Annotated in this window: 19 protein-coding genes and 1 pseudogene; 6 read left to right on the top strand and 14 right to left on the bottom strand. The window is 71.6% G+C overall.

Annotated elements, in window-relative coordinates; genetic code table 11:
• Positions 1 to 103: 103 nt before the first annotated feature.
• Both AB852_RS09355 and AB852_RS09350 read left to right on the top strand, forming a co-directional pair.
• Positions 104 to 1,096 carry an endonuclease/exonuclease/phosphatase family protein gene (locus tag AB852_RS09355; protein WP_073785977.1) on the top strand — a complete coding sequence of 331 codons (993 nt, stop codon included), beginning with the start codon at positions 104 to 106 and terminating at the stop codon, positions 1,094 to 1,096.
• 428 nt (positions 1,097 to 1,524) lie between these two features.
• Positions 1,525 to 1,920, top strand: a complete 396-nt coding sequence (locus AB852_RS09350) for a hypothetical protein (RefSeq protein WP_143201198.1) — start codon at positions 1,525 to 1,527, stop codon at positions 1,918 to 1,920.
• Between the two features lie 839 nt (positions 1,921 to 2,759).
• Here the strand turns inward: AB852_RS09350 and AB852_RS09340 are convergent.
• The 3 genes and pseudogenes from AB852_RS09340 to AB852_RS09330 all read right to left on the bottom strand — a co-directional run.
• Positions 2,760 to 2,981: a DUF6480 family protein gene (locus tag AB852_RS09340; RefSeq protein WP_073785971.1), complete on the bottom strand. Its 222-nt coding sequence runs from the start codon at positions 2,979 to 2,981 to the stop codon at positions 2,760 to 2,762.
• A 232-nt stretch (positions 2,982 to 3,213) separates the two neighbouring features.
• Entirely contained in the window at positions 3,214 to 5,031 is a 1,818-nt protein-coding gene (locus tag AB852_RS41485) for a protein kinase domain-containing protein (RefSeq protein ID WP_073785969.1), read from the bottom strand.
• Positions 5,032 to 5,148: 117 nt separating this feature from the next.
• Positions 5,149 to 5,400, bottom strand: a pseudogene (locus tag AB852_RS09330) (cupin domain-containing protein); the annotation flags it as partial.
• Between the two features lie 156 nt (positions 5,401 to 5,556).
• Here AB852_RS09330 and AB852_RS09325 point away from each other — a divergent pair.
• The 4 genes from AB852_RS09325 (at position 5,557) to AB852_RS09305 (ending at position 8,979) form a co-directional block, all read left to right on the top strand.
• Positions 5,557 to 6,498 carry an erythromycin esterase family protein gene (locus AB852_RS09325; protein WP_073785967.1) on the top strand — a complete coding sequence of 314 codons (942 nt, stop codon included), beginning with the start codon at positions 5,557 to 5,559 and terminating at the stop codon, positions 6,496 to 6,498.
• Between the two features lie 307 nt (positions 6,499 to 6,805).
• On the top strand, positions 6,806 to 7,270 hold the full coding sequence (locus AB852_RS09315; RefSeq protein WP_073785965.1) for a hypothetical protein: 465 nt from the start codon (positions 6,806 to 6,808) through the stop codon (positions 7,268 to 7,270).
• Positions 7,267 to 8,064, top strand: a complete 798-nt coding sequence (locus tag AB852_RS09310) for a hypothetical protein (protein WP_073785963.1) — start codon at positions 7,267 to 7,269, stop codon at positions 8,062 to 8,064. Before AB852_RS09315 ends, AB852_RS09310 begins: the two co-directional genes overlap by 4 nt.
• Before the next feature lie 24 nt (positions 8,065 to 8,088).
• Positions 8,089 to 8,979 carry a transporter substrate-binding domain-containing protein gene (locus AB852_RS09305; protein WP_073785961.1) on the top strand — a complete coding sequence of 297 codons (891 nt, stop codon included), beginning with the start codon at positions 8,089 to 8,091 and terminating at the stop codon, positions 8,977 to 8,979.
• A 279-nt stretch (positions 8,980 to 9,258) separates the two neighbouring features.
• On the opposite strand, the gene AB852_RS09300 is transcribed toward AB852_RS09305, so the two are convergent.
• The 11 genes from AB852_RS09300 to AB852_RS09250 all read right to left on the bottom strand — a co-directional run bounded on the left by AB852_RS09300 (position 9,259) and on the right by AB852_RS09250 (position 24,475).
• Positions 9,259 to 9,873 carry a YbaK/EbsC family protein gene (locus AB852_RS09300; protein WP_073785959.1) on the bottom strand — a complete coding sequence of 205 codons (615 nt, stop codon included), beginning with the start codon at positions 9,871 to 9,873 and terminating at the stop codon, positions 9,259 to 9,261.
• A gap of 149 nt (positions 9,874 to 10,022) precedes the next feature.
• Positions 10,023 to 11,132, bottom strand: a complete 1,110-nt coding sequence (gene hisC / locus AB852_RS09295; protein ID WP_073785957.1) for a histidinol-phosphate transaminase — start codon at positions 11,130 to 11,132, stop codon at positions 10,023 to 10,025.
• Positions 11,133 to 11,137: 5 nt separating this feature from the next.
• Positions 11,138 to 11,776 (bottom strand): LysE family translocator, encoded by a 639-nt coding sequence (locus AB852_RS09290; protein ID WP_073785955.1) that lies wholly within the window; start codon positions 11,774 to 11,776, stop codon positions 11,138 to 11,140.
• A gap of 6 nt (positions 11,777 to 11,782) precedes the next feature.
• Positions 11,783 to 12,520, bottom strand: a complete 738-nt coding sequence (locus AB852_RS09285; RefSeq protein ID WP_079184459.1) for a 4'-phosphopantetheinyl transferase family protein — start codon at positions 12,518 to 12,520, stop codon at positions 11,783 to 11,785.
• On the bottom strand, positions 12,517 to 13,290 hold the full coding sequence (locus tag AB852_RS09280; protein WP_073785951.1) for a thioesterase II family protein: 774 nt from the start codon (positions 13,288 to 13,290) through the stop codon (positions 12,517 to 12,519). The genes AB852_RS09285 and AB852_RS09280 overlap by 4 nt, the downstream gene beginning before the upstream one ends.
• On the bottom strand, positions 13,287 to 14,360 hold the full coding sequence (locus AB852_RS09275) for an HAD-IIIC family phosphatase (protein ID WP_073785949.1): 1,074 nt from the start codon (positions 14,358 to 14,360) through the stop codon (positions 13,287 to 13,289). Before AB852_RS09275 ends, AB852_RS09280 begins: the two co-directional genes overlap by 4 nt.
• Complete coding sequence (locus AB852_RS09270; protein WP_073787583.1) at positions 14,357 to 15,571, bottom strand: acyl-CoA dehydrogenase family protein; 1,215 nt, start codon at positions 15,569 to 15,571, stop codon at positions 14,357 to 14,359. The genes AB852_RS09275 and AB852_RS09270 overlap by 4 nt, the downstream gene beginning before the upstream one ends.
• Before the next feature lie 26 nt (positions 15,572 to 15,597).
• Entirely contained in the window at positions 15,598 to 15,867 is a 270-nt protein-coding gene (locus AB852_RS09265; RefSeq protein ID WP_218623243.1) for an acyl carrier protein, read from the bottom strand.
• A gap of 63 nt (positions 15,868 to 15,930) precedes the next feature.
• Positions 15,931 to 16,806: a 3-hydroxyacyl-CoA dehydrogenase family protein gene (locus AB852_RS09260; RefSeq protein ID WP_073785947.1), complete on the bottom strand. Its 876-nt coding sequence runs from the start codon at positions 16,804 to 16,806 to the stop codon at positions 15,931 to 15,933.
• The gene (locus AB852_RS09255; protein ID WP_079184458.1) at positions 16,803 to 22,562 is read right to left on the bottom strand and encodes a type I polyketide synthase; all 5,760 of its coding nucleotides are present in this window, start codon (positions 22,560 to 22,562) and stop codon (positions 16,803 to 16,805) included. The genes AB852_RS09260 and AB852_RS09255 overlap by 4 nt, the downstream gene beginning before the upstream one ends.
• On the bottom strand, positions 22,562 to 24,475 hold the full coding sequence (locus AB852_RS09250) for a non-ribosomal peptide synthetase (protein ID WP_073785945.1): 1,914 nt from the start codon (positions 24,473 to 24,475) through the stop codon (positions 22,562 to 22,564). Before AB852_RS09250 ends, AB852_RS09255 begins: the two co-directional genes overlap by 1 nt.
• Positions 24,476 to 24,774 lie beyond the last annotated feature (299 nt).

The following is a 24,774-nucleotide window of genomic DNA, read 5'->3' as shown; positions in this document are numbered from 1 at the left end:
CAGAGTACGGCCATGAGCGGCCGTGCACGCCCTGTTGACGGCATGATCTTGGCTCCTGAGAATCGCGAGTTGGAGATCAGGATCGTCGAACAGAGGGAGATCCATGCGCGTACTTCGCACCTTCGCCCCGTTGGCCGCGGCGCTGCTCGGCCTGCTGGCCGGGGCGGTACCGGCCGGTGCCCTCTCGGCAGGCGCGGTACCGAGGGCCACCGCGGCACAGGCCGGTACCGCCACCTACAAGGTCTGGCACTGGAACATCTCCGGTCACGACAAACACCTCGGAAAGCCGGACCACATCGTCAGTACGGTCCTGGGGTCGCTGAGTTTCCGCAACCCGGACTTCATCTCGGTCAACGAGGTCTGTCCGGCCCAGTACCAGGCCATCCTCAAGGGACTCCAGAACGCGGGCTGGCCGCAGAACCCGGCCAACTTCGCCCGCTTCGAGCCCATGCCGCACGCCACCGCCGACCTGTGTGCCAAGACCCCGGGAAGCCCGGACCAGGACCCGTACGGCGTCGCCGTGTTCAGCCGGTTCGCACCGAGCGGCACCGACCGGATCACCCTGCCCCCCGACGGGCAGAGGGCCCGCAAGCTGCTCTGCGTGCCCATCGCGTCGAAGCCCGGCCATCCGCGCTTCTGCACCACGCACGTCACCTACCAGGCCGCGACCAAGCAGGCCCAGCTCGACACCGTGCGCACGCGGATGGAGCAGTGGACGGCTGCGGGCGACACGGTGATCGCCGCCGGTGACTTCAACGTCCAGCCCCATGACCCCCTGATGAACACCTGGTACGCGCCTTCGGTGAACACCCCGGACAACGGCTGCGACGCCCAGGGCAACCACTGCAACACCGGGATGTTCCGCGAACTGGACGACCTGGACCCGATCTGCTCCGGCTGGGGCGAGCAGACCACCGAGGGCCTGTTGGCGGGCAGGTGCGGACAACCGGCCAAGGTGGACCACATCTTCGCCGCGGAGAGCAAGCTGGTCTCCTACCAGGAGGACGCCCATCCGATCAGCCAGACCGCCTGCAACAACAACCCCTGCTCGGACCACCGCATCGTCGATGCCACCGTCACCGTCTCCACTCCCTGACGTCCCGGCTCCTCGGTCCGCACGGCCTCATGAGCCCGGAGGAACTGCCCGATCGCCCTCGTAATGATCACCGCCGCCGTGCCGATGACGCGAACACGAAAGGCGGTTGGCGGTGCCGAGTGCCCGCCGTGGTGGGGTGGTCGACCGCGTCATCGTGGGTCACCTTCGGTTTCTGTGTGGGACGGCCATGGGCTGCGGGCCGGTACGGACCGGCCCGCAGCCCATGGGCCGGGGTCCAGTGCCGCATCGCGAGCCTTCCGTTCTTCAGCGCCTTCGAGCAGCGGTTGCACGCCGCCTTCCTGGCACCTATGCACGTCCAGGCCGTCAGGGGGTGTTTTTCCGCAGTGGCCTCCGAACCCGGATGAGTGAACTCGCTGACGCCTTGATGTCGGTCGCTGGTTCCTGATTGAGGATGGGCGCATGGCGGAGTGGGTGGGTCTCTTGGCCGGTACGCGGTGAAGGAGACGGTTGCTGTCGCACTGATCACGGCGTCTTCCACGCTGCTGGGCGGCGGACTGACCGCCCTGGTGGCTGCGAGGACCACCAGCAGGCAACTGGCGGCCCAGGAGCGGCTGGCCCAGCAGAGCATCGATGATCAGACGGCGGCCTGTCGCAGACAGCGGCGCCGTGACGCCTACGTGAGCTTCCTCGGTCAGCTCGACACCGTCAATCGCGCCCTGTGGGAGATCTGGACCCGTCCGCTGCCCCCGGACCACCGGACGGTCGTGGATGCGCTGTATGTGATGGTGTGGCAGCTGGGTGACGCCTCCAACGTCCTCTTGCTCGAAGGGGGGGCCGGAGGAGGTGGCGTCCGCCACGGATGACGCTCTCGCATGCTGCTGGGAGCACACCAGGGATCTGGCGAAGGCCACCGCCGCGGGGTCGGAGCCGGACCGGTCCTGCGGCCTCCCGCTCTCTGCCCTCTTCCCCGGGGAATGGGATCGGGTCGTGCGCCGGACCAGGGAGACGCACGCCCGATTCCTGGCTCACGCGAGCGCGACCCTGGGCACCGCGATGCCGACCGTTGTGGAGCAGCGCATGGTCCGGGCCCCTGAGTCCGGGCGCTGAGATCCGGGCTTCCGGACCCCGACCGGTCGGCGCGGCCCCACCTGACCGGCCGCCGCACCTGCGGCCCGCTGCTCCTCACCGACCCCAAGGCCCCGGACGGGCCGCCGATACGGACGGGTGACGGGAGACCGACCGGTGTCCCGGCTCTGCCGCAGGATCTCGTGGCCCTCCCGGACGTCGTGGACGACGATGTCGTACGCACTCGTCGAGGGTTCCTTGTCGGATCGGAGTCCATGAAGGCGAGCAAGTCTGCCGTCGTTGCTGAGAGCCTGGGGCGTCCCCCGTGGTCGAAGCGAGAGAGATCCCGGGTTCCTTCTCCCGCTGCGGAGCCCTCCCGCCGATCAGTGCGTCCCCCGGCGAGCGCGGGGCGTATGCCGGTGTCCTGACCCGGGCCGTGCAGGACCGGGCCGGGATCGCTCTCCACTCCGGCGGGACCGAGTCCACGGCCGACGATCCGGCCGCCATGGGCGGCGGATTCCCCGCAATGGCCCCGCGGTACCTGGGGGCACGGCACGCCAGGAAGCGGCAGGAGGCGTTCATCGCTCCGCTCCGTGCGCCCCGGGGAGCAGCTCCAGGCCCCTCCGGCGGTATCGGCTCAGCGCATGAGGGTGATGGCGTAGACAAGGAAGAACGCGGCGAAGACGACCCCGATGAGCAGAATGATCGCCAGTGGCACCTTGGCCCAACCGCGGCTCGTGTCCTGACGGGGTCCCGTCCCGGACGACGTACTCGATTCGGCCGGCGGAGTCTCTCCGGGCGGGACCCCGCCGCCGGGCTCTCCCGGATCAGGCCCGGGATCAGTGTTGTCGAAGCTCATGACCCTCACATACCCCGCGAGGAACCGTCCGAGCGGATGTTCGCCGAAAATGGGGCAAACGTGACGGCCGATCGCTGGGTCGGCCCGGCCCGATCGGCGGCATCGCGGTCATCCGCTACGAAGTGAGCCTCACCGTCCGCAAAGCCACCGCCGTACGCGTCACCGGCCTCTGACCGTCAGTCCGGCTCGCGTCTGGGCGCAGTCGGCGGGAGCGGGAGGTGCGGCCGGGGTGTCAGTGGGCGGGGGTGCGGGTCAGGGTCAGCCGGACGTTCTGCCGGTCGGCGTGGGCGGCCAGGGTCTCCGCGAGGGTCCGGGCCCCGTCGCGCGGGCGGAGCCCGTTCAGCCGTATCCACATCGACCGGTCGCCGGCCCGCCGTATCCACCCCAGCCAGACGGGGAAGCGGGGCGTGTGCCGCCCCTCGGCCGGCCGGACCACGAGCCAGTCACCCGCGTTCCGCGAGACGAGTTCCAGGGAGTCGATGTCGTCCCAGTGCCAGCGGCTCACGGAGTCGGCGACGATCAGGGTGACTCCGTCGGCGGCGATGTCGAGGCCATGGCTTCTGAAGTACTGGACGAGCGCCAGGACGAGCGGCACCAGGGCGACGAACGGCGTGACGAAGATGATGTCGAAAAATGCCGTGGGCGAGCCGCTGAGCGCGACGCCCGTCACCACGGGCACGGCGGCCACCGGCAGGAAGATCCGGCGGCCCGGACGGCCCCGGAAGCGGCCCGGGGACGGCGGCACGCCGTGGCCGGTCGCCGGTGCCGCGCGTCGGGGCGCGGTCCGAGGCGTCGGCGGGGTCGCGGGCCGGTGCGCGCGCCCGCGTCCGGGCGGCGGGGTGGGCCGGGGCGGCACTGTGGGCGGCGGCGGCACGGGAGCGGCTCGGGGGGCTCCCACCGGGGTGTCGGTGGTGGGAGCGGTGGCGGTGGGGGTGTCGGCGACCAGCTCCCGGTCCGGGCCGCGCGGCCTCGGTGGAGGCGGTCCGTCCACCCGGGTGGGCGAGCGTAGGCCGCCGGGGGACGGGGGGCCCGACGGCGGAGGTACGGGCGCCGCACCCTGGAGCGGGGCCACCGGGGCCGCATCACCCGGGCCCGAAGGGAGCGGGGCCGCGCCCGGGAGCGGAAGCGCGGCGTACCCGCCCTCGGGGGCGGGCACGGGGGTCGAACCCAGGGAGTCGGGCGCGGGTCCGGGGGTCGAATCCGGGAAGTCGGGTGCGGGTGCGGGGAATTCCGACCGGTGGGGTGGGGCGGTACGGGGGGCGTCGGCACCGGTGGCGGTGAATACCTCCAGCAGCCGGGCCGGGGAGGGACGGCGGTCCGGGTCCCGGTGGAGACAGGCGCGCACGGCCGGGCGCAGTGCCCCGGGGACGGCCGACACATCCGGCTCCTCCGCCACCACCCGGTACGCCAGCGCGAGCGCCTGCCCGACGCCGAAGGCGCTGCCGCCCGAGGCGGCCACCAGCACCGCCCCCAGAGCGAAGACATCGCAGGCCCCGTGGACCCGCTCGCCCGTCACCAACTGCTCGGGCGCGGTGAACCCCGGGGTGCCGACGACGACCCCGGGCGCGGTCAGCTGGGACCCCTCCAGGGCGTAGGCGATCCCGAAGTCCAGGACGCGCGGCCCGTCATCGGTCAGCACGATGTTCCCGGGCTTGAGGTCCCGGTGGACCAGTCCGCAGGCGTGGATCGCCTTGAGCGCCTCGGCGAGTCCGGCCCCGAGCGCCCGCAGGGCCCGATCGTCCATCGGCCCGTGCCGGGCGACGGCCTCGCTGAGCGTCGGGCCCTTGATGTAGGCGCTCGCCATCCAGGGCCGTTCCGCGTCGGGGTCGGCGTCCACCACGGCGGCGGTGTGGAAGCCGCCGACTCTGCGGGCCGCCTCCACCTCGGTTCTGAAGCGGGCGCGGAACTCCGGGTCGGCGGCGTACTCCGGCCGGACGACCTTGATGGCGACGGCCCGTCCGGACGGCGAGCGCCCCAGATAGACGGCGCCCATGCCGCCGCTGCCGAGCCGTCGCTCGACCGTGTAGTCACCGATGCGTTCCCCGGTCACGGCCGCCCTCCTCATGTCTGACGGCACGATCCCGGCCGACAGCGTCCATTGTCAACGCGGCTGCCCGCCACCGGCGTTCGGGATTCCGCGACGCGCGTACACAATCTCGCGCCGAGTTCACCGTCGGCTCCCGGTCTGCGGCGACCGATGAGGGTCGGTGCGTACGTGCGCACGCACCCCTTGCAGGCCGAACAGGACGAGAAGCTCAACCACGCCGTCGTCGGCGCTGCCCAGCCAGTGGGGCAGGGACGTGTCGAACTCGGCTGCCTCACCGGGCGGCAGCGTCAGGTCGCGCTCGCCGATCACGAGCCGCAGGCGTCCGTTGAGCACGTAGAGCCATGCGAAGCCCTCGTGTGTCTGCGGGGTCGGCCCGGTCGCGGGTGTGGCGGTTGGCCGTTTGGGCCCATATCACTGTCCGCGTCGACTTGACCTAAGCCTTGGTTCACGTTTGAGGCTGTTCGTGCGGCGCCCGCCGCGACCGGGGACGCATCCCGGAACCGATTGCTCTGAACCGGAGGACCGGCCATGTCCGAGACAGTGATCGAGTGGATCGGGCAGCACGCCCATCGCCTCACCACGCTCGATTCCCGAGCCCCGCTGACCGATCTTCTACCAGTGGCCGACAGCGTGCGAGATGCCCAGGTCGTAGCCGTCGGCGCCGCGACCCGCGGGGCCCACGAACTGTCCGCCCTCTCGCACAGGCTCGTCCGGTTGCTGGTCGAGGAACTGGGATTCCGCTCACTCGCGCTGGAAGGCGACGACGCGTCACGGCTCGGACTCGACGAGTACATCAGGACCGGAACGGGGGACCCGCGCGTGATGCTGTCCGAGGCCCGGTCCTTCTGGCAGACCGAGGAGATCCTCGACGTCATCCACTGGATGCGCTCCTTCAACCGCCGGCACCCCGATGACCCGGTTCGGTTCGCCGGGACCGCCCGCTCTCCCCAGGGCCAGGCCGCCCCGCTCGACGGCTTGGCCGGCATCGAGCGGAGTCTGGCCGAGGGCATCATCCAGTGGCATGAAAACACCTCGGACAGGATCGTCTACTGGGGCGGCATCGCACACACCGTCAACGGCGATCCGCGGACCGTCTCTCCCTCTTCCCCGCCGATGACGCACCGGAACGCGGGCAGCTACCTCCGCGAGTACTTCGGGGCCGGCTATGTCTCCATCGGCCTGACCTTCCATCACGGCACGGCTCCCTACCAGGTCCTGCCCCCTCCGGCGGAGTTCGCTGACGCGGCCCTCGGAGGAACTGGGCTGGATGCCTATCTTCTGGACCTGCGCGCCGATGGCCCACCCCCAGTGCGGACCTGGCTCGACACGCCGACCAGGACGCGCCTGATCGGTCCGGACTACGACCCCGACGACAATGCCGCCTACCATCTTTCCGGTGGATCGCTCGCAGACTGGTTCGACGCCATCCTCCACACGCAAGAGGTCACCCCGGTCCGCGCCCTCTCCTAGGGGACCGCGTCTTCGACGTGAACGCCGAGGGAGCCTTCTTCACCGTTCAGCGACTGGCGACCCTGATGTCCGAGGGTGGGGCGATCGTGTTCGCACCGTCTCCAACGATCAGATCTTCCCCGGCCTCGTCGTGTACTCCGCGGTGAAGCAGTCGGTGCGCCGTGCGGGAGGTCGCGGGCTCCGCGTTCGCGGTTCGTCTCCCAGGTCCAGCTCGAACACGCCTGGAACGCCTTCGTGAAGCACCACCAGCCCTTTATCATAAGCGAGTTGACAGTGTTGCGTGCTACGGGCCAGTGATGAGGCGTCCATGACCAGTCTTCCTGAGATCTCCGCCGAGCTTGCCACCTATTTCTCACTGGCGGCAGGGACCTTGGGCGCCGCCATGGTGGCGAGTGCCGCACAGCGCATCACGGACGGCTCGATCGAGGCGGGCCAGGGCTGCTTCCGCAGGCTGTTTCGCGGCGGCAGCGGCGAGGAGGCCGTGGTCGCGCTGCCCGCCGGGCACAGCGAACAGCGTGCCGACCAGTTGCTCGGTTCGCTCTCCCCCGAGGACAGGGAGCGGCTGGCCGAGGCCCTGACGGCATGGGTCGGCGAACAGCGGGACCACCGTTTGGAAGAGGCGCGTCTGGCGGAACTCCTGGTGGACGCGAAGGCGCCCACCCGCACGTACCACGTCACGGCTCACGGCCCGAACTCCGCCGCTGTCGGCTCCGTAGGGGACGGTGCCACCTTCCACTTCGGCGGCGGCGGTCGTCTCGGGGACGGAGCGTGAGTTCGGCCGACCCGGACGGGGGCCCCGGGTCCGCCCATGTCAGCTCCAGGGGCGTCGGCTCGTCGTCGTTCGGTTCCGTCGGTGACCACGCCACGTTCAGGTGGGAGCTCAAGCGGCCGTTGACGCACGTCGCCTGGCTCCCCGTGTCCATCTTTCTCGTCATCGCCGTGACCGTCGGCTTCGCCTTCTTCGCTGTCATCGAGTGGCCTGGTGGCCCGCGGGGCCAGTACGTGTGGTTCTACGCCTTCACGGCCCTCGCCCTGCTGTTCGCCGGTGCGGCCGCGCTCTCTTCGGACCGGGGCGGGCAGGCCGGTGACGTCGTGCGGCCGGGCGCCGGCACGCGGCGGCGGAGAACGGCCCGCGCCCTCCTCGTCGGTGCCGCCATGTTCTGCTGCGGTGGAGGCGCGCTCGCCTGGGTGGACGTCGATCGCACCGGCGAGGTCGGCGCGGAGATGACCGTCCGCGGCACACAGCCCGTGGACGAGAAGGGCGGCATTCTCACGGTGGAGATGGCGCGGCCGGCGGCCGGCGACGTACGGGACAAGCTGCGTCTGACGCTGATCATCATCGACGACGACCCCCGCACGCCCACCTGCGTCGGCAGGACGACGGCCACGATCACCGCCGTCACCTCGGGTGTCACACCGCACACGGAGGAGTTGGCCGCGGAATCGACCGTCGACTTCCACCTCGGAGGGGGCCAGGGCGCGGTCCGATGGGTGGTCGAGGTACGGCCGGAGAAAGGCTGTTCCATGCGCCTCGCTCAGGCCGGTGGAACGCTGCACAACCACTGAATCAGATGAATGTGAGGGCCGTTCATGGACAGACGCCGTTCCCGCGCCATCCGCGCCGGTGCCGCCGCGGCGGCACTTACGGGAGCCGCCCTCTCCGGGTGCTCCTCGGAACCCCCGTCGCTGTTCGCCGAGGGGAGGATCGAGGTCGGCGCCAAGAGCGATCAGCCGGGCACGAGCCACTCCCCCCACGACGGCCAGTTCGCGGGTTTCGACATCACGGTCGCCACGGAGGTGCTCCGCGCGGTGGGGGTCGAGTCGGTGGATTTCGAAGGCGTGCTGTCCGAGAACCGGGCCCGCGACCTGCACAAGGGTGACGTCCAGCTCGTCGCGGCCACCTATTCGATCACGACGCAGCGGATGGCGCCGAAGTCGGAGAAGGGCGATGGGCTCGACTTCGTGGGCCCCTACGCATCCACCCACCAGGGCATCCTCGTGCGCACCGGGGACGCCGGGCGCTACCAGAGCCTCGACGATCTCCACGGGAAGGAAGTCTGCGTCTGGAAAGGCACTACCTCCGAGAGGGAGCTCGCCAGACCCGCGCACGAGAAGATCCGCACCATCTCGGTGACAGACGCGCGCGACTGCATCAAAAGACTGCGCAAGGGGCAGAGCGACGCCGTCTCCACCGACCAGCTGATCCTCTACGGATTCGCGGCGGACGACCCCAGCTTCACCGTCCAGGAAGACGTGACGTTCGGCCCGTTCAACGACTACGGCATCGCCATGCTCAAGGGCCACCGCGGCGACTGCGAGAAGCTCAAGCAGGCCCTCATCGAGTACGCGCGCGGCAATGACTGGGACCGTGACTTCGAGATCAACCTTTCCGGTGTCCCTCAACAAGTCCGCGAGAACGCCAGACCTCAGGAAGCCGATATCGACCGCTACTCCTGCCGCGACAAGCCGGGCAACGCGTAGACAGCCGGATCACAGCAGGTCATTGCCCTGGCGACCTCTTCGTCACAGGCCCCGCCTTGGCGCGGGAACGCATCGAACAGCGCTGGGACCGGACCCCGGGCAACACCCGCCGCACCCTCGCCGACGATTCACCCCCGCCCTGGTGGAGCCCGGAGCCGTCCACCGCCACCCGCACGTCCTGCGAAGGCCCGTGTACTCACGGGCCTTCCACAAGAACTCCTTGACGCGACTCCCTGCCCGTGACAGGACACGGTCAGGCGAGCTTCGGGTACTGATCCGCTACCGGACGGGCGGGCCCTCCGCGGAGGGCTCCGAGGCGACCGGGACCGCCAGCCCGGAGACCACCTCCGCACTCGGGAGCTGAGCGAGGGCGGCCCCGGGGAGGATCAGCTTCCCGCGTCGCCGTCCGCTGCCGATCAGGACGTAGGGGGTGGCCGCGACGGCCTCGTCGATCAGCAGCGGCCAGGCGGCGGGGAGCCCGATCGGAGTGATGCCGCCGTATTCCATACCCGTCTCGGCGACCGCGGTGTCCATCGACGCGAAGGACGCCTTGCGGGCACCGAGGCGCTTGCGCACCGTCCTGTTGACGTCCAGGCGGGTGGTGGCCAGCACCACGCATCCGACCAGGATCTGCTCCTGCCCGCGCTTGGCGGCGACCACCACACAGTTCGCGCCCACCTCCAGGGGCACGTCGTACACCTCGGAGAACACGGCGGTGTCCGCCTTCTCCGGGTCGGTGTCCACATAGAGCACGGACTCGGCCGCCGTGCGGTGCTCCCAGCCGCGCAGCGCCTCGGTGACCGCGGGCGGCGTCAGGTCGGGTCGGTCCAGCGCGGGAGACGCGGAGTCGAAGCGCCCGAAGGGCGGGGTCGTGAGGGTCGGAAAGTCGCTCATGCGCCCGCACTCTAGCCCGCCGAGCGGCGCGGGCCGCCGCGGGACGGGAACTTCGTGGCCGTCCCGCGGGACTTCGGCGGGCCTCGCCCCTGCCCGTGCGTGCTCGCACGCGGGGCGAACGCCCGTCCCCTGATGTCTACGTGGGCGAATCATCCGATTCGGGCGTTTCGCCGACTCCACGTCTTGCGGTGGTATGCGGCGAGCTGGAGGAACTGGTCGTTGGCCACGCTGGTACCGACACTGACGCGGACCCCCTCGTTCGGGAAGCCCCGGACGAGTACGCCGTCGCGCGCGCAGGCCGCGGTGAACTCCGTGGTGCGTTCCGCGGTGGGCAGCCATACGAAGTTCGCCTGCGACGAGGGCACGTCCCAGCCCTGGGCCGTGAGTGCGGCGTGCAGCCGTTCACGTTCGACGACGAGTGCCTCGACGCGTTCGCGCATCGCCGGTCCTTCACGCAGCGAGGCCGCTGCCGCGTCCTGCGCGAGCAGGGTGACACCGTACGGCAGCGCGGTCGCGCGCAGGGCCGTCGCGACCGGCTCGTGCGCGACGGCGTACCCCACGCGCAGGCCGGCCAGCCCGTACGCCTTGGAGAAGGTGCGCAGGACGCAGACGCGCGGACGCTCCCGGTAGAGGTCGATGCCGTCCGGGACGTCGTCGTCGCGGACGAATTCGAGGTACGCCTCGTCGAGCACCACCAGCGCGGTGGGCGGTATCCGGTCGAGGAAGCGCTCCAGGGCTGCCCGGTGCACCACCGTGCCGGTGGGATTGTTGGGGTTGCAGACGAAGACCACGCGGGTGCGCGGGGTGACCGCGTCCAGCATGGCGTCGAGGTCGTGCACCGCGCCCGGGGTGAGCGGCACCTGGACCGGGGTCGCCCCGACGACCGCGGTCAGCTCCGGATACGCCTCGAAGGAGCGCCACGCGAAGAGCACCTCGTCACCGGGGCCCGCGGTCGCCTGGAGGAGCTGCTGGGTGACACCGACGGAGCCGATGCCGACCGCGATGTGCTCCGGCGGGACGCCCAGGTGGCCGGCGAGTTCCGCGGTCAGGCGCCGGCAGGCGGGGTCCGGATAGCGGTTGAGGCTGCCGGCCGCGGCCACGGCGCTGTCCAGGACGCCTGGCAGCGGTGGGAAGGGGTTCTCGTTCGCGGACAGCTTCCAAGCCGGTGCGTCCTCGCCGGGGCCGGCGGGGACGCGTGGTGCCGATCGCTGACCGGTCATCCGGGGTGCTCCTTCCGTGGCGCGCGGCTGCGCACCCATGTCGACTACTCGCTGGACCCGGTACTGAGGACGACCCCGGCGAGGGCCAGGAAGACGCCTCCGCCGACGTAGCGCTGGACGTTCAGGAAACCCTTGCTCTGCTGGGCACGGCCGCGGACAAGGTTGGTCAGCAGTCCCCAGCCGCTGTTGGTGACCATGCCGACGAGTACGAAGATCAGGCCGAGTACGAAGGTCTGGAGCCACACGGCGCCGGCGTCCCTGTCGACGAAGGCCGGCAGGAAGGCGAGGAAGAACATGGTGCTCTTCGGGTTGAGCGCGTTGACCACCAGTCCTTCGAGGACGATCCGGCCGCCCGGGACCTCCGTCCGCTTCTCCCCGGCCGGAGCGGCGACCTCGACGGGGGTACGCAGCCGGCGGATGCCCAGATAGACGAGATAGAGGGCGCCGGCGTACTTGACCACCTGGAAGGCGGTCTCGGACGAGGCCACCAGAGCGGAGAGCCCGACGACGGCCGCGAGTACCTGGATGAAGTCCCCGCAGGCCAGGCCGAGGGTGGACAGCAGTCCGGCGCGCGAGCCCTGGTCAAGGGTGCGTCCGCTCACGTACAGCACGGACGGGCCGGGAATGAGTAACAGGACCACTGAGGCGGTGAAGAACCACCAGAGAGTCGATGGTGCGGGCATGTGGATCTACTCCTGGTTCTGACGGGTTCGGCCGTTCGGGATCGCGGCGCGCCCCGGCACCCCGGTGCCCTGCCAGGTCCAGCAGCGGACAGTGCTCACGGGGGCGGGCGCCACCAGTGCGGCGCGCACGCCGTATCCCACCGTAAGATCCCACACATTCCACGCCCCGGTATCCTCCAACTCCACCGGTACACGGCAGTCGTTCGCCTTCGCGTACGCCTCACGCCGGGTCCAGCCGGTGAAGAACGCCCGACGCCCCTCGGCGTCCGGCAGCGCACGGACGGCCGCCGCCTCGTCGGCGCCGAGAAAGCGGGTCGCCATGGCCCGGTGGTCAAGCGCCGGGTCGACGACCTCGACGTCGATCCCCACCTGGCCGTCGCGGGCCACCGCGAGCAGCGCGGTGGCCGCGGAGTGCGAGAGGTTGAAGTCGAGGCCCTGGGTGGTCGGGCCCGCCAGCCGGGGACGGCCGCGCGCGCTGCGCACCAGAAGCAGCCGCCCCGGGCTCACCCCCGTGCAACGGGACAGTATGTCGCGGAGCGCGGCCCGGCCGACCACGAACCGGTCCCGTTCGACCGGCAGCCGGCACCGGCGGGCGCGGGCCTCCTCCGCCGGGGAGAGCCGGGAGCGCAGCTCGGTGAGCCGGTCCTGCGACACGTCCAGCCCGATGCGCCACACGTGCACGCACGAGGTGTCCACGTCCACCCGGTCGGGGCTGGGCGGCCAGGTGTTCCTGAGGCCGCTCATGCAACGGTGCTGCCCGTCGTGCGGTGCAGCACGACCTTGATCGCGCGCAGCAGTTCAGCCTGGGAGGAATGGAGGAAGAAGTGCCCGCCATCGAGCATCCGCATGGTGAAGGGGCCCGTGGTCCGGTCGGCCCAGGCGGCGATTCCGTCCTCGTCGACGTGGCTGTCCTGCCGTCCGCCGAAGGCCGTGACCGGGCAGTCGAGCCGGGGCTCCGGCGTGTAGCGGTAGGTGTCGTTGAGCTGGAAGTCGGCCCGTAGGCCGGGCATGACCAGGCGCATCGTCCGCGGATCGGAGAGGACCTCGGCGGTGGTGCCGCCGAACTCCCGCAGCCGATCGAGCAGTTCCTCGTCCGGCAGGTCGTGGACGAGGGGTCGGTTGTGGGTGAGCTGGGGCGCGCGCCGCCCGGAGACGACCAGGTGCTCGGGGCCGCGCAGCCCGGCGTCGCGCAGCCGGCGGGCGTACGCGTAGGCGATGAGCGCGCCCATGCTGTGGCCGAACAGCACGAATGGCTCCCGGCAGTAGGACGACACGGCCTGCACCAGGTCGGGCAGGAGCTCGTCGATATCGGTGTAGGGCCGTTGGAGGATGCGGGACTCGCGGCCCGGCAGGCGTACCGCGCTCAACTCGACGTCCGAGGGAAGCGCGTCGGCCCAGCCGGTGAAGGCGGCACTGCCACCGCCCGCGTAGGCGAAGCAGAGCACTCGCAGCCGGGCCTCGGGGCGGGGCCGGGGGGTGACGAGCCAGCTCCGCGGCGCCGGCGCCGCGCTCACAGCGCACCGTCCAGGGTGTCCGGCACGGTGATCTTCATATAGTCGGGGTAGGCCGGGATGTCGGTGAGATCGGCCTCCAGGGTGACGAGTTCGCCGTCCCGGGCGACCTCGCGGAAGCGGGAGAACTTGTACGTCACGAACATCATGCGGTTGCGGCCGTTGGGCAGGAACTCCGACAGCAGCCGCACCCCGGCGTCCTTGGCGCGCTCCCGCAGATAGGTGATGAGGACGCCGCCCACCCCCCGGGCCATGACCCGGCACGACATCAGCAGCAGCTTGATCCGCCAGGCACCGGAGCCGCGTTCGATCAGGACGAGACCGATGGTGCCGTACGGGCCGTGCCGGTCCACCAGCCGCGCGACGAGCAGCTCGTGGTCGGGCGACGTGCGGAACGCGTCGAGTTCCTCGTAGGAGTAGGTGTAGCCGGTGGTGTTGAGCTGGTTGGTGCGGACGGTGAGTTCCGCGGCGCGCTGAAGGTCCTCCTCGGTGGCCCGGGCGATGGTGAAGCGCATGTCCAGGGTGGCGAGGAAGTCCTCCGTCGGCCCGCTGTACTCGCGCTCCACCTCGGCCCGTACCTGGTCCGCGCGGTACATGGTCCGGCGTTTGGCGGAGTCGTCCGTGATGAAGCGGGGGGTGAACTCCGGCCGGCCGGTCAGTGCGGCGGCGTCGGTGGCGTCCACGCAGAGCAGTTCGGGCACCGCGTAAGCCACTTCGGCCCGTTCGAAGGGGTCGTCGTCGACGAAGGCGAACGCGTCGAGGCCCAGGTTGAGGGAGGCGGCGATGGCGCGTACGGACTCCGACTTCGCGGACCAGGTGATCTGCGGATACAGGAAGTAGTCGAGCAGGCCGTGGCGTTCCAGCGCCGCGGACGCGGCCTCGTGGTCGTTGCGACTGGCCACGGACTGGAGGATGCCGCGCCGGTCGAGTTCCGTGATGACCTCCCTGATGCCGGGGCGCAGCGGTACGTCACCGTCCTCCAGGAGGATGCCGTCCCAGACGGTGTTGTCCAGATCCCACACCACGCACTTCACGGTCCTCGCGGGGCGCGCGCCCGTGCTCTCGCTGCTCATGCCGTCACCTTCTCGTCGTCGGCCAAAGCCGCATTCGATGTCGCCGCCGGGGTGGTCGCGGGGCGGGCCGGCGCGTGTCCGACGTACGCGGACTGGGCGATGGTCGTCTGCTGCAACTCGGTGGTGCCCTCGATGAGCTCCATCACCTTCGCGTCCCGCATGTAGCGCTGTACGGGGTACTCCTCGCCGCAGCCGTGCGCGCCGTGCACCTGGACGGCGTCCGCGGCGCTGCGGAAGGCGGTGGTGGACGCGAAGTACTTGGCGAGCCAGGTGGCGTGCACGCTCTGCGCGTCACCCGCCTCGCGCAGCCAGCCGGCCTGCTGGCACAGCAGCCGGGCCGCCGCGGCGCCGGTGGCCATGTCGGCGAGCATGCGCTGGACGAGCTGGTGGTCGCGCAGCCGCTTGCCGAACTGCTCGCGCCGGTCGGCGTAGGACAAAGAGGCGTCCAGGCATGCCTGGATCAGGCCCACACAGCCCCAGGCGACGCTGTAGCGGCCGAGTTCCAGGGCGGTCGCGGCGACCGCGGTCAGTCCGAAGCCCGGCTTGCCCAGCAGGGCCTCGGCCGGCACGCGGCAGTCCCGCAGCTCCAGTTCGGCGAGCATGGACGCGCGCGTGCCCAGGATGCCCCGGACGGGGGTGACATGGAGGCCGGGTGCGCCGCGCTCCACCAGGAAGGCGGTCTCGCGGCCGTCGAGGCGGGCGAACAGGAGATAGATGTCGGCCCGCTGGCCGAAGGTGATCCACCGCTTGGCGCCGTCGAGGACGAACCCGTCCTCGGTGCGGCGGGCGGTGGTGACGAGCCCCTTCACATCACTGCCCGCGCCGGGTTCGGTGAGGGCGAAGGCGCCGATGGCGGCTCCGGTGGCCAGCCGGGGCAGCCAGCTCTCGCGCTGGGCCGCGGTGCCCCAGCGCCCGATGGCCTGCGAGGCCATGCCGTGCACGGTCAGCAGGCTGCGCACGGAGGAACAGGCCCGTCCTGTCTCCTCGTTGAGCAGGCCGAAGCCGATCGCGTCGAGAGCGCTGCCGCCGTACGCGGCCGGGACGCAAGCGCCGAGATACCCGGTGGCGGCGATCGTGGTGATGAACTCCTCGGGAACTGCCGCGCTCCGGTCCCAGGCATCCGCGTGCGGGGCGATGTGGTCGCGGGCGAAGGATTCGTACTCCTCGCGCGCCGCGGCCTGTTCGGGGGTCAGTTGTACGCGTGTGGCCATGATGATCTCCGTACCGGGGCGGGCGGTCAGCTGCTGACGGGCGCGGAGCACTTACGGGTCACCAGGGCCGCGACCGCGTCGACCGTGCTGAAGTTCTCGATCTCCAGGTCCTCGTCCTCGACGGTGAGCGCGAACTCGCTCTCGACGAAGAGGACCAGCTGCATGATGAAGAGGGAGTTCACGAAGCCGGTCGCGAAGATGTCCTCGTCGTCGGCGATCCGGTGATCGCCGAAGAACCGGGCGAGGAACTCGCGGATCTTCGGCTTGGCCTCTTCGATGGTCGTGTCGTGGGGCATGGCCTGACCGTTTCTCTCGGGTGGGGCACGAAGACGGGAATCGGGGGTACGGGACGCGTCGGCTTACGTGGTCCGCGCCGTGGCGTAGTCGAAGAAGCCGCGTCCGCTCTTGCGGCCGAGGAGGCCGGCGTCGACCATCCGGACCAGCAGCGGGCACGGCCGGTACTTGCTGTCGGCGAACGCGGTGTGCAGACCCTGCACGGACTGGAGGATGGTGTCCAGGCCGATGAGGTCGGCGGTCGCCAGCGGGCCCATCGGGTGGCCGAAGCAGCTCCGGAAGATCCGGTCGACCTCCTCCGCGGTGGCGACACCCTCGTGCACGAGGTAGACGGCCTCGTTCACGGTGAGCATCAGAACCCGGTTGGAGACGAACCCCGGGGAGTCCTGGACCACCACACCCTCCTTGCCCATCTGGGCGAGCAGCCGGTGGGCGGTGTCCAGGGTGGCGTCGGTGGTGTGGTGGCCCCGGATCATCTCGACGGTCGGCTTCAGGGGCACGGGGTTCATGAAATGCATGCCGAGGACCCGGTCGGAGCGGGTGACGGACGCGCCGATCCTGGTGATCGGGATGACCGAGGTGTTGGCGGCGAAGACGGCGTGCGGGGGGCAGAGCGGGTCGATGCGTTCGTACACCCCGCGCTTGAGATCCCAGTCCTCGGTGATGTTCTCGATCACGAAGTCGACGGTGTCGAAGCCCTCGTACCGGGTGGTGTACGCGATGCGCTTGGCGACGACCTGCCGGTCCTCGGTGGGTCCCTTCGCGCCGAGGACCCTGCTGAACCGCAGCCCCTGGGCGATCTCCTGGCGGGCCCGGTCGAGAATTTCGTCGGTACGGTCGACGAGGATCACCTCGTGGCCGCTCTGCGCCAGGGACTGCGCGAGACCGGTACCCATGACTCCGGCACCGACGACACCGACCGTACGCAGGGTTTCCGTCATTGGGACAACTCCTTTTCGGCTGGGCTCATTTGGATCGGTTGGTGAGGGCTCTCCCCGAGCTGGGGGCGGAGCACGTCGGCGAACTCCGCGACGGTCAGCGCCTCGAAGAGGGTGCTCAGCGGGATGTCCACGCCGAACGCGCGCCGGACCCGGGCGACCAGCTGGAGGCCGAGCAGGGAATGACCCCCCAGTTCGAAGAAGTCGTCGTGTATCCCGATCTCGCGAAGTCCGAGCAACTCCGCCCAGAGCGCGGCGAGTCGTGCCTGCACGGAGTCGGCGGGCGCCGCGTAGGCGGTGCCTACATGGGGCCGCGGGTGCGCCCCGGTGTCCGCTCCGGCCGCCGGGGCCGCTGTGCCGGCGCTGGTACGCAGGATGTCCGCGCGGACGGCGTCCAGGTCCTTGGTGACCACGACGACCTGGGGCCCCACGTCGGAGCCGAGCACGCGCAGCAGCGCCTCGACCCCCTCCTCGGGCCGGATGCCCTGGTCGAGGTGGTCCCGCAGACCGCCCGCCGCGCTGTTGGCCAGGGAGGAGCGGGCCGCCGGAGGGAAGCGGTACGGGGCGACCTCGGCCGAGGTGCCGTCGCGCAGCGCGCCGATCCGGGTGGTCAGGTCGGCGACGCGTTTGAGGACGAAGTCCTCGATGACGGCGACCTCCCGGCCGTCCGCGTCGAGCAGCCTGAAGTCCGCCGTGAAGACCTCCTTGCCCGCTTCGTCGGGCCCGTGGAAGCGATGGTGGCTGAAGATCCGGCGAGGCAGCGGGGAGAGGAGGCGCAGCCGCCCGTAGGAGAGCGGGATACGGAACTCGCGGGCCAGGTTCATACCGTGGAAACCGGCGGCCAGGTCCAGCAGCGAGGGGTGCAGCCTGATGTGCTGGAGGTCGTCGGCGAACTCCTCGGGCAGTTCGAGTTCGGCGAGTGCCTCCCGCTCTCCCAGGTACACCCGGCGCAGGCAGTGCGAGCGGGGCCCGAACCCCATCGGTCCGGTGTGCTCGACGGCGCCCAGGTCCCGCATGTCCGCGTCCGCGATCAGCGCGGCGACGTCGTGCCGCCGCGCGGGTCCCGGGTCGTCGAGCGGTCCGACCTCGCCGGTCACATGGACGTGCCACCCGTCGCCGTCGGCTCCCGGGGCGTCCGGAACGACGCGGCTCACCACGGAGAACCGCATCGGCCGCTCGGCCTTGTCCAGGACCACGCGCAACTCGTGGCGCCGGTCCTCGCCGACGACGACCGGCGAGAGGAAGGTGACCTCGCGCAGCTCCACACCGGTGCCGCCGCGCTGGTGCTCGTGGGCGGCCCTGACCAGTTCCAGGTGACCGGTGCCCGGTACGACGGCGCTGCCCGCCATGCGGTGCTCGTCGATCAGCCAGGAGGTGGCGGTGGACAGGGAGACGGCGTAGACCGCCCGGTTGTCGTCGTCGGCCAGGCACTCGTCGATCAGCGGATGGTCGACCGGACCGGTGCGTCCGCCACCCGTGCCGGGCTCGCCGATCAGGCGGGCCGCCATACCGACGTCCTGCCAGCCGTCCCAGTTGACGGACACGATCCGTGGGCTTCCGGCCCGGTCGCCGCAGTGGGCGAGGACGTCGAGGAAGGCGTTGGCCGCGACGTAGTCGACCTGACCGACACCGCCGGTCAGCGCCAGCGTGGAGGAGCACAGCACGGTGTATTCCGGTTTCAGTTCCCGGGAGAGGGCGTCGATGACGAGTCCGCCCGCCACCTTGGGGGCGAGCACGCGCAGCGCCGTGTCCACGTCCTTGAGCTGGGCGAGACCCATGGCGGGTACGCCTGCGGCATGCACCAGGCCGTGGACCGCGCCGAACCTGCGGACCGCCTCGTCGGCGACCGCCCGCATCCGGGCCTCGTCGGTGACGTCGGCCGCGACGGGGAGCACCTCGGCTCCCAGCGCCTCCAGTTCGCGTACGGCGAGGACACGCTGTGCGGCAGGGTCGTCGGCGGGGCGTCCGGCGAGCCAGTCGTCCCAGGTCTCGCGAGGCGGCAGGGGGCTGCGGCCGACGAGCACGAGCCGGGTGCCCGGGGTCCGTGCCAGGTGGCGGGCGAGGGTCAGGCCCACCCCGCCGAAGCCACCGGTGATCAGGTGGACGCCGCCGGGACGGGGACGGCCCGCCGCGGAGTCGTCGGCGGTCAGCCGGACCGGTCGGTGGCCGGGGGCCCAGCGCTCGCGGCCGCGCAGCACGGTCAGCGTGCGTCCGGACGGACGCAGCAGCTCGGCGAGGAGGCGTTCGGCGTCGGCCTGCCCCTCGGGCAGCGTGATGTCGATGGCACGGCACGCGGTCTGCGGCTGCTCCAGCGGCAACACCAGGCACGGACCGAGGACGGTGGCCTTCTCCGGTGCGAGATCCCCGGTGCCGGGCGCCGCGTGAGCGTTGCTGGTGACCACGGCGATGTCCAGGGTCGCCGCGCCGTCGCGGCCCGCCGTCGCGTGGTTGAGCCGCAGCAGGCTGGAGAACCCGCGTTCCAGCGTGATGCCGAGCGGGAGGCGTGGCCCGACCGTCCACAGGTGGACCAGGTGCCCGGGGAATCTGCCGCGTGCGTCCAGGTCGGCTGCCAGGCGCCGGTAGTCCTCGCCGTCGCCCGGGGCGATCTCGTACGCGCCGTCCGACACCTGCCGCCATCTGTCACCCGCCCGCACGGTCGTGACCCGGTGGCCCGCCGCGGTGAGTCCCTCGGCGAGCGAGTCGCCCGTGCCGTGGTCGTCGAGGAAGAGCAGCCAGTCGGCTCCTGTCTCCGTCGGTCCGCCGGAGCGGGTCCCCGTGGGGTGCGGGGGCAGCGGTTCCCAGACGGGCACCTGGAACCAGTCGGTGATGTCCGGCTTCTTCACCAGGGACGGCGCGGGTGCCCCGGTCCACCGCGCCGGGCCGGGATCGACCCAATGCCTGCGGCGTTCGAACGGGTAGGCCGGCAGCGACACCTTCGGAGCGCCGCCGCCGCGCAGAGCCGGCCAGTCCAGGTCGACGCCCGCCGACCAGAGCTTGCCGGCGGTGGAGAGCAGGAAGCCCTCCTCGCTCTGCCGGTCGTACTCGCCGGGCAGCGAGGCGAAGGCCGCGGGCCGACGGGCTTCGTCCTGGCCCGCGGGCCGGGCCTGGAGGGCGAGGCTGCTCAGGGACTGCCCGGGACCGATCTCCAGCAGGAGCCGCCCCGTATCGCCCCACAGCCGGGCGACGCCGTCCGCGAAGCGCACCGGGTGGCGCAGATGGCGGCCCCAGAAGACGGGGTCGGTGGCCTGGTCCGGGGTGATCCAGTCGCCGGTGACGTTCGAGACGTAGGGGATGCGGGGCGGGGCGAGCCGGATACCGGCGACGAGTTCGGTGAACCGTTCAACGACCGGTTGCATCATGTGCGAGTGGAACGCGTGGGAGGTCCGCAGTGCGCGGACGGCGACGTCCTCGCCGGCGAGCCGTTCCGCCAGCGCGTCGATCCGCTCGGTCTCCCCGGCGACGACACACAGCTCGGCACCGTTGACGGCCGCGAGCGACAGGCCCTCGCCGAGCAGGGAGAGCACCCGCCGCTCGGACAGGGGCACCGCGAGCATGGCGCCGCCGGGCAGCTCCTCGATGAGACGGGCCCGGGACGCGACGAGCAACAGGGCGTCGTCGAGGGAGAGCACCCCGGCCAGACAGGCGGCCGCGTACTCGCCGATGCTGTACCCGATCAGCGCGTCGGGCCGTACTCCCCAGGACTGCCACAGAAGGCCGAGGGCGTACTCCAGGACGAAGACGGCCGGCTGCGCGTAGAGCGTGCGGTCGAGTTCGGTGCGCGGGGTGGCGCCGCCCGTGGCGCCCCGGCCCAGCAGTCGGCGCAGGTCGGGGCGGCCGTCGGCGGCGGTCGCGGGCTCGGGCGCCGGATGGATCAGGGTGCGCAGGTCGAGCCCCAGGTGGGGGCGCAGGATCTCGGCGCAGCGGTCGACGGCCGCCCGGAAGACCGGCTCCTGGTCGTAGAGTTCGCGTCCCATGCCGGGGCGCTGCTCACCGAGGCCGGGCAGCAGGAAGGCGACCGAGGGTGCCGGGCCCTCGTGGTGGCCGCCGCGCAGGCTACGGGGATCGTGGGCGCGCAGCGCGGCAGCGGCCTCCGGCAGACTTCCGGCGACGAGGAAGCGGCGGTGGGGGAAGGCCCGGCGTCCGCTCTGCAACGTGTGCGCGACGGCGGGGAGCGGGAGGTCGGTGGCGGTCTCCAGACGGTCCGCGAGCCGGTCGGTGGCCTCGTCCAGGGCGACCGGGGTGCGGGCGGACAGCACGAGGAGCTGCGGTCGGCCCCCGTCGGCCGCCTGAGCTCCGGTCCCCGCCGGGGAGGCGCCGCCCGCCGTGTACGAGGACGCCTCCTCCAGGACCACGTGGGCGCCGGTGCCACCCATACCGAAGGAACTGACGCCCGCCCTGCGCGGCCCGTGGTCGTCGCGCCACGGGGCGAGACGGGTGTTGACGTAGAACGGGGTCGCGTCGAAGTCGATGTCCGGGTTGGGCTTGTCGAAATGCAGGCTGGGCGGGATCTGCCGGTGCTCCAGCGCGAGGACCGTCTTGATGAGTCCCGCGATGCCGGAGGCCACATGGGTGTGCCCGATGTTGCCCTTGACCGCGCCGATCGCGCAGCCGCCACGGGCCGCGCCGCCCCGGCGGAAGACCCGGACGAGGGCCTCGATCTCGATCGGGTCGCCGACAGGCGTGCCACTGCCGTGGGTCTCGACGTAACCGACGGTGGCCGGGTCGGTCCCGGCGGTCTCCAGCGCGGCGGCGATGATGCGGGCCTGGCCTGCCGCGCCGGGCGCGGTGAACCCGACCCGCTCGGCACCGTCGTTGCCCACGGCCGAGCCCTTGATGACGGCGCGGATCGGATCGCCGTCGGCGAGAGCGTCCTCCAGGCGTTTGAGGACGACCACACCGGCGCCGTTGGAGGCGACGGTGCCCTCCGCCGCGGCGTCGAACGGGCGGCAGTGCCCGTCGGAGGAGAAGATACCGCCGGGCTGGAAGACATAGCCGGCCTGCCGGGCACGGACGGTCGCGCCGCCCGCCAGTGCCGTGTCGCAGTCGCCGCTGAGCAGCGACTGGCAGGCGAGGTGAACGGCGACGAGCGAGGTCGAGCAGGCGGTCTGGACCGTGAGGGCGGGGCCGGTGAGACCGAACTTGTAGGCGATCCGCGTCGCGAGGTAGTCCTTCTCGTTGGCCAGGTTGCGGGCGAACTCCTCGGCCGCGTCGGTGGGGTCGGCGTCCGCGGCGAGCCGGGCGAGATAACTGCCGTAGTAGGAGCCCGCGTAGACGCCGACCGGACCCGGCACCGACTTGGGGTCGTACCCGGCGTCCTCCAGGGCCGCCCAGGCGCATTCGAGCAGCACCCGGTGCTGGGGGTCCAGAAGTCCGGCCTCCTTCGGGTTGAACCCGAAGAACTCCGCGTCGAACAGCTCGGCATCCTCCAGTACCCCTTGCGCGGGTACGTAGTCGGGGTCGTCGATCTGCTCCTGGGGGACGCCGGCTGCCGCCAACTCCTCAGGGGTGAACACGGTGATGGACTCGGTGCCCGAACTGAGGTTGCGCCAGAAGGCCGCGGCGTCGGGTGCCCCGGGGAAGCGGCACGACAGACCGATGACGGCGATCTCCAGACCGGTCAGGGTGCCCCCGTCCTTGACGGGCCCGCGTGCTTCGGAGCCGTCCGGTCCGCTCGTGTCGTGTGCGCGGGCGTCCCGCGGAGGCGTCGCAGGCGGGGCGGCCGAAGCCTCAGGGTCGTGCGCGGCCACGGTGTGCTCCATCAGTTGCTCTCCTCGGTCACGGTCCGCTTCCTGAGGCCGCGCTTGCGCAGCAGCCGGTCCTTGCCGCGGTCCGCCGCTCCTTCCCTGCGGGACCCGGTGATCTCGGGCGTCACCTCGGCGTTGCCGTCGCCGGCCAGATGAGCGGCGAGCGAGCTGACGGTGGGGTACATCGTCAGGACCACCACAGGCAGTTCGCGGCCCAAGGTGTCGTGCAGCCTGGCCGAGAGCCTGGCGAGCAGCAGGGAGTTGCCGCCGAGGTCGAAGAAGTTCTCGTCCGGGGCGACCCGGTCGCGCTCCAGCACCTCCGCCCACAGTGCGGCGATCCGCCGCTCCAGGGGACCTCGCGGCTCCCGCGTCGGCCCGGCGGTGGCCGTGGCGACGATCTCGGCGAGCTTGAGCCGCTGCACCTTGCCGGCCGGGCTCTTGGGGACCTCGGCCATGAGGAACACCCGGCTGGGGACCTTGTGGTCGGCGACGCGCTCCGCGGCGAACTCGCGGATCTCACGCTCGGTGACGGTTGTCCCGGTGTGGGGCACGATCGCCACGGCAAGGTCCTCGCCGAGCGTGGGGTGCGGCAACCCGAACGCCACCGCGATCTTGACGGCGGGGTGACCCGTGAGTACGTCGTCGACCTCGGCCGGGGACACCTTGGAGCCGCCCCGGTTGATGATCTCCTTGCTGCGCCCGACGATGTGGAGGTAGCCGTCCTCGTCGAGCCGGCCCTCGTCGCCGGTGCGGAACCAGCCGTCGGTGAAGGCCACCCGGTTGGCCTCCGGGTTGTGCTCGTAGCCGGCTGTCACATTCGCACCCCGGATGGCGATCTCGCCCGACTGCCCGGGGCCGAGCGGACGTCCGGCCTTGTCCAGTACGGTGACGGGTTCGCCGACCGGGATTCCCACGGAACGGAGTTTGCGGTTGCCCGGGGGCAGGGGGTTGCTGGTGACCAGCGAGCCGGCCTCGGTCATCCCGTACGCCTCGATGACCGGCGCCCGGAAGACGTCCTCCAGCGCGTTCAGGACGGGGCCCGGCAGCGGGGCCGACGCGGAGCGGATGAACCGCAGGGCGCTTGAGGCGAGTTCGGCGGCGTGCTCACCCGCCACCGCCAGCAGCGCCTGGTGCATGGTGGGCACGGCGGTGTACCAGGTGGGCCGGAACTCGGTGAGCCAGTCGAAGAAGAGGGTGTCGGAGAATCCGGGGGTGCACACGATGCCGCCGCCGCCGGCCAGCGCGGCGATCAGGGTGCTGGTCAGGCCGTGCGCGTGGAAGAGCGGCATGACGTTCAGGCACAGGTCGTTGTCGCCGAGGGCGAAGGCCGCCCGGGTGTTGCCGGCCGCCGCGCCCAGGTTGGCATGGGTGAGGGGGACGAGTTTCGGCTGTGCCGTGGTGCCCGACGTGTGCAGCAGGAGCGCGGTCTCGTCCGGTGCCGCCCATCCGGTGCGGGAGGCGGGCACCGCTTCGGCCGAGGAGCGCAGGCCGAAGGTACCGGCCGGGCCGGAAGCCTCGGGTACGAGCTCGACGATCCGGATGCCGCGGTCCTTGGCCACGGCGATCGCCGCCGAGTCGCTGCCCTCCTCGACGAGCAGCGCGTCCGTGCCCATGTCGTCGAGGTAGAACGCGAACTCCTGCTCCCGGTAGGCCGGGTTGAGCGGGGCGGCGGTGGCGTGGGCGGCCACCGCGAGGAACGCGAGCGCCAGGTCGGGGCCGTTGGGCAGGACGAGGGCGACCCGGCTGCCGCGGCCCACGCCGAGAGCGGCCAGGGCCGCGCCGGTCGATGCGACGCGGTCCCGCAGCCGTCGGTAGCCGGTCGGCTCCCGCCCCGGCGCGTGGAGGGCGGCGGAGTCGGGGCGCAGCTCCGCCTGGCGGTCGAGCAGCTGCCCGAGATGGGTGAAGGGCTGATGCGGTGTACCGGTCATGAGTGCTCACTTCCTTCGTGTGCGGTGCCCCGCGCAAGGAGTTCGGCGTCGGACCGGGCGGCCGGCGGCCGGAACCCGCGGGAGCCGACCCGCACCGACACGGTCCGTGGCCGGTCGGAGGTGCCGAACCGGTGGAGGACACAGGCGGCACTATCGTGTCCATCCATGGATTCGCCGCCGGGGCCGGCCGGGAGGCGGCCCGCCCGGTGTGCGCCCGCCCCGTGCGGCGCTTGCCCGGGGGCGGCTGGTTCCCCGCCCGCGACCCGCTCCCGTGGGACCGGTGCTTCGCGGGCGGCCGG

This window comes from Streptomyces uncialis (assembly GCF_001905345.1).
GTDB classification, from domain to species: Bacteria; Actinomycetota; Actinomycetes; order Streptomycetales; family Streptomycetaceae; genus Streptomyces; species Streptomyces uncialis.
The sequence above is the reverse complement of the archived record's forward strand: the minus strand, read 5'-3'. Positions and strand labels throughout refer to the sequence as shown.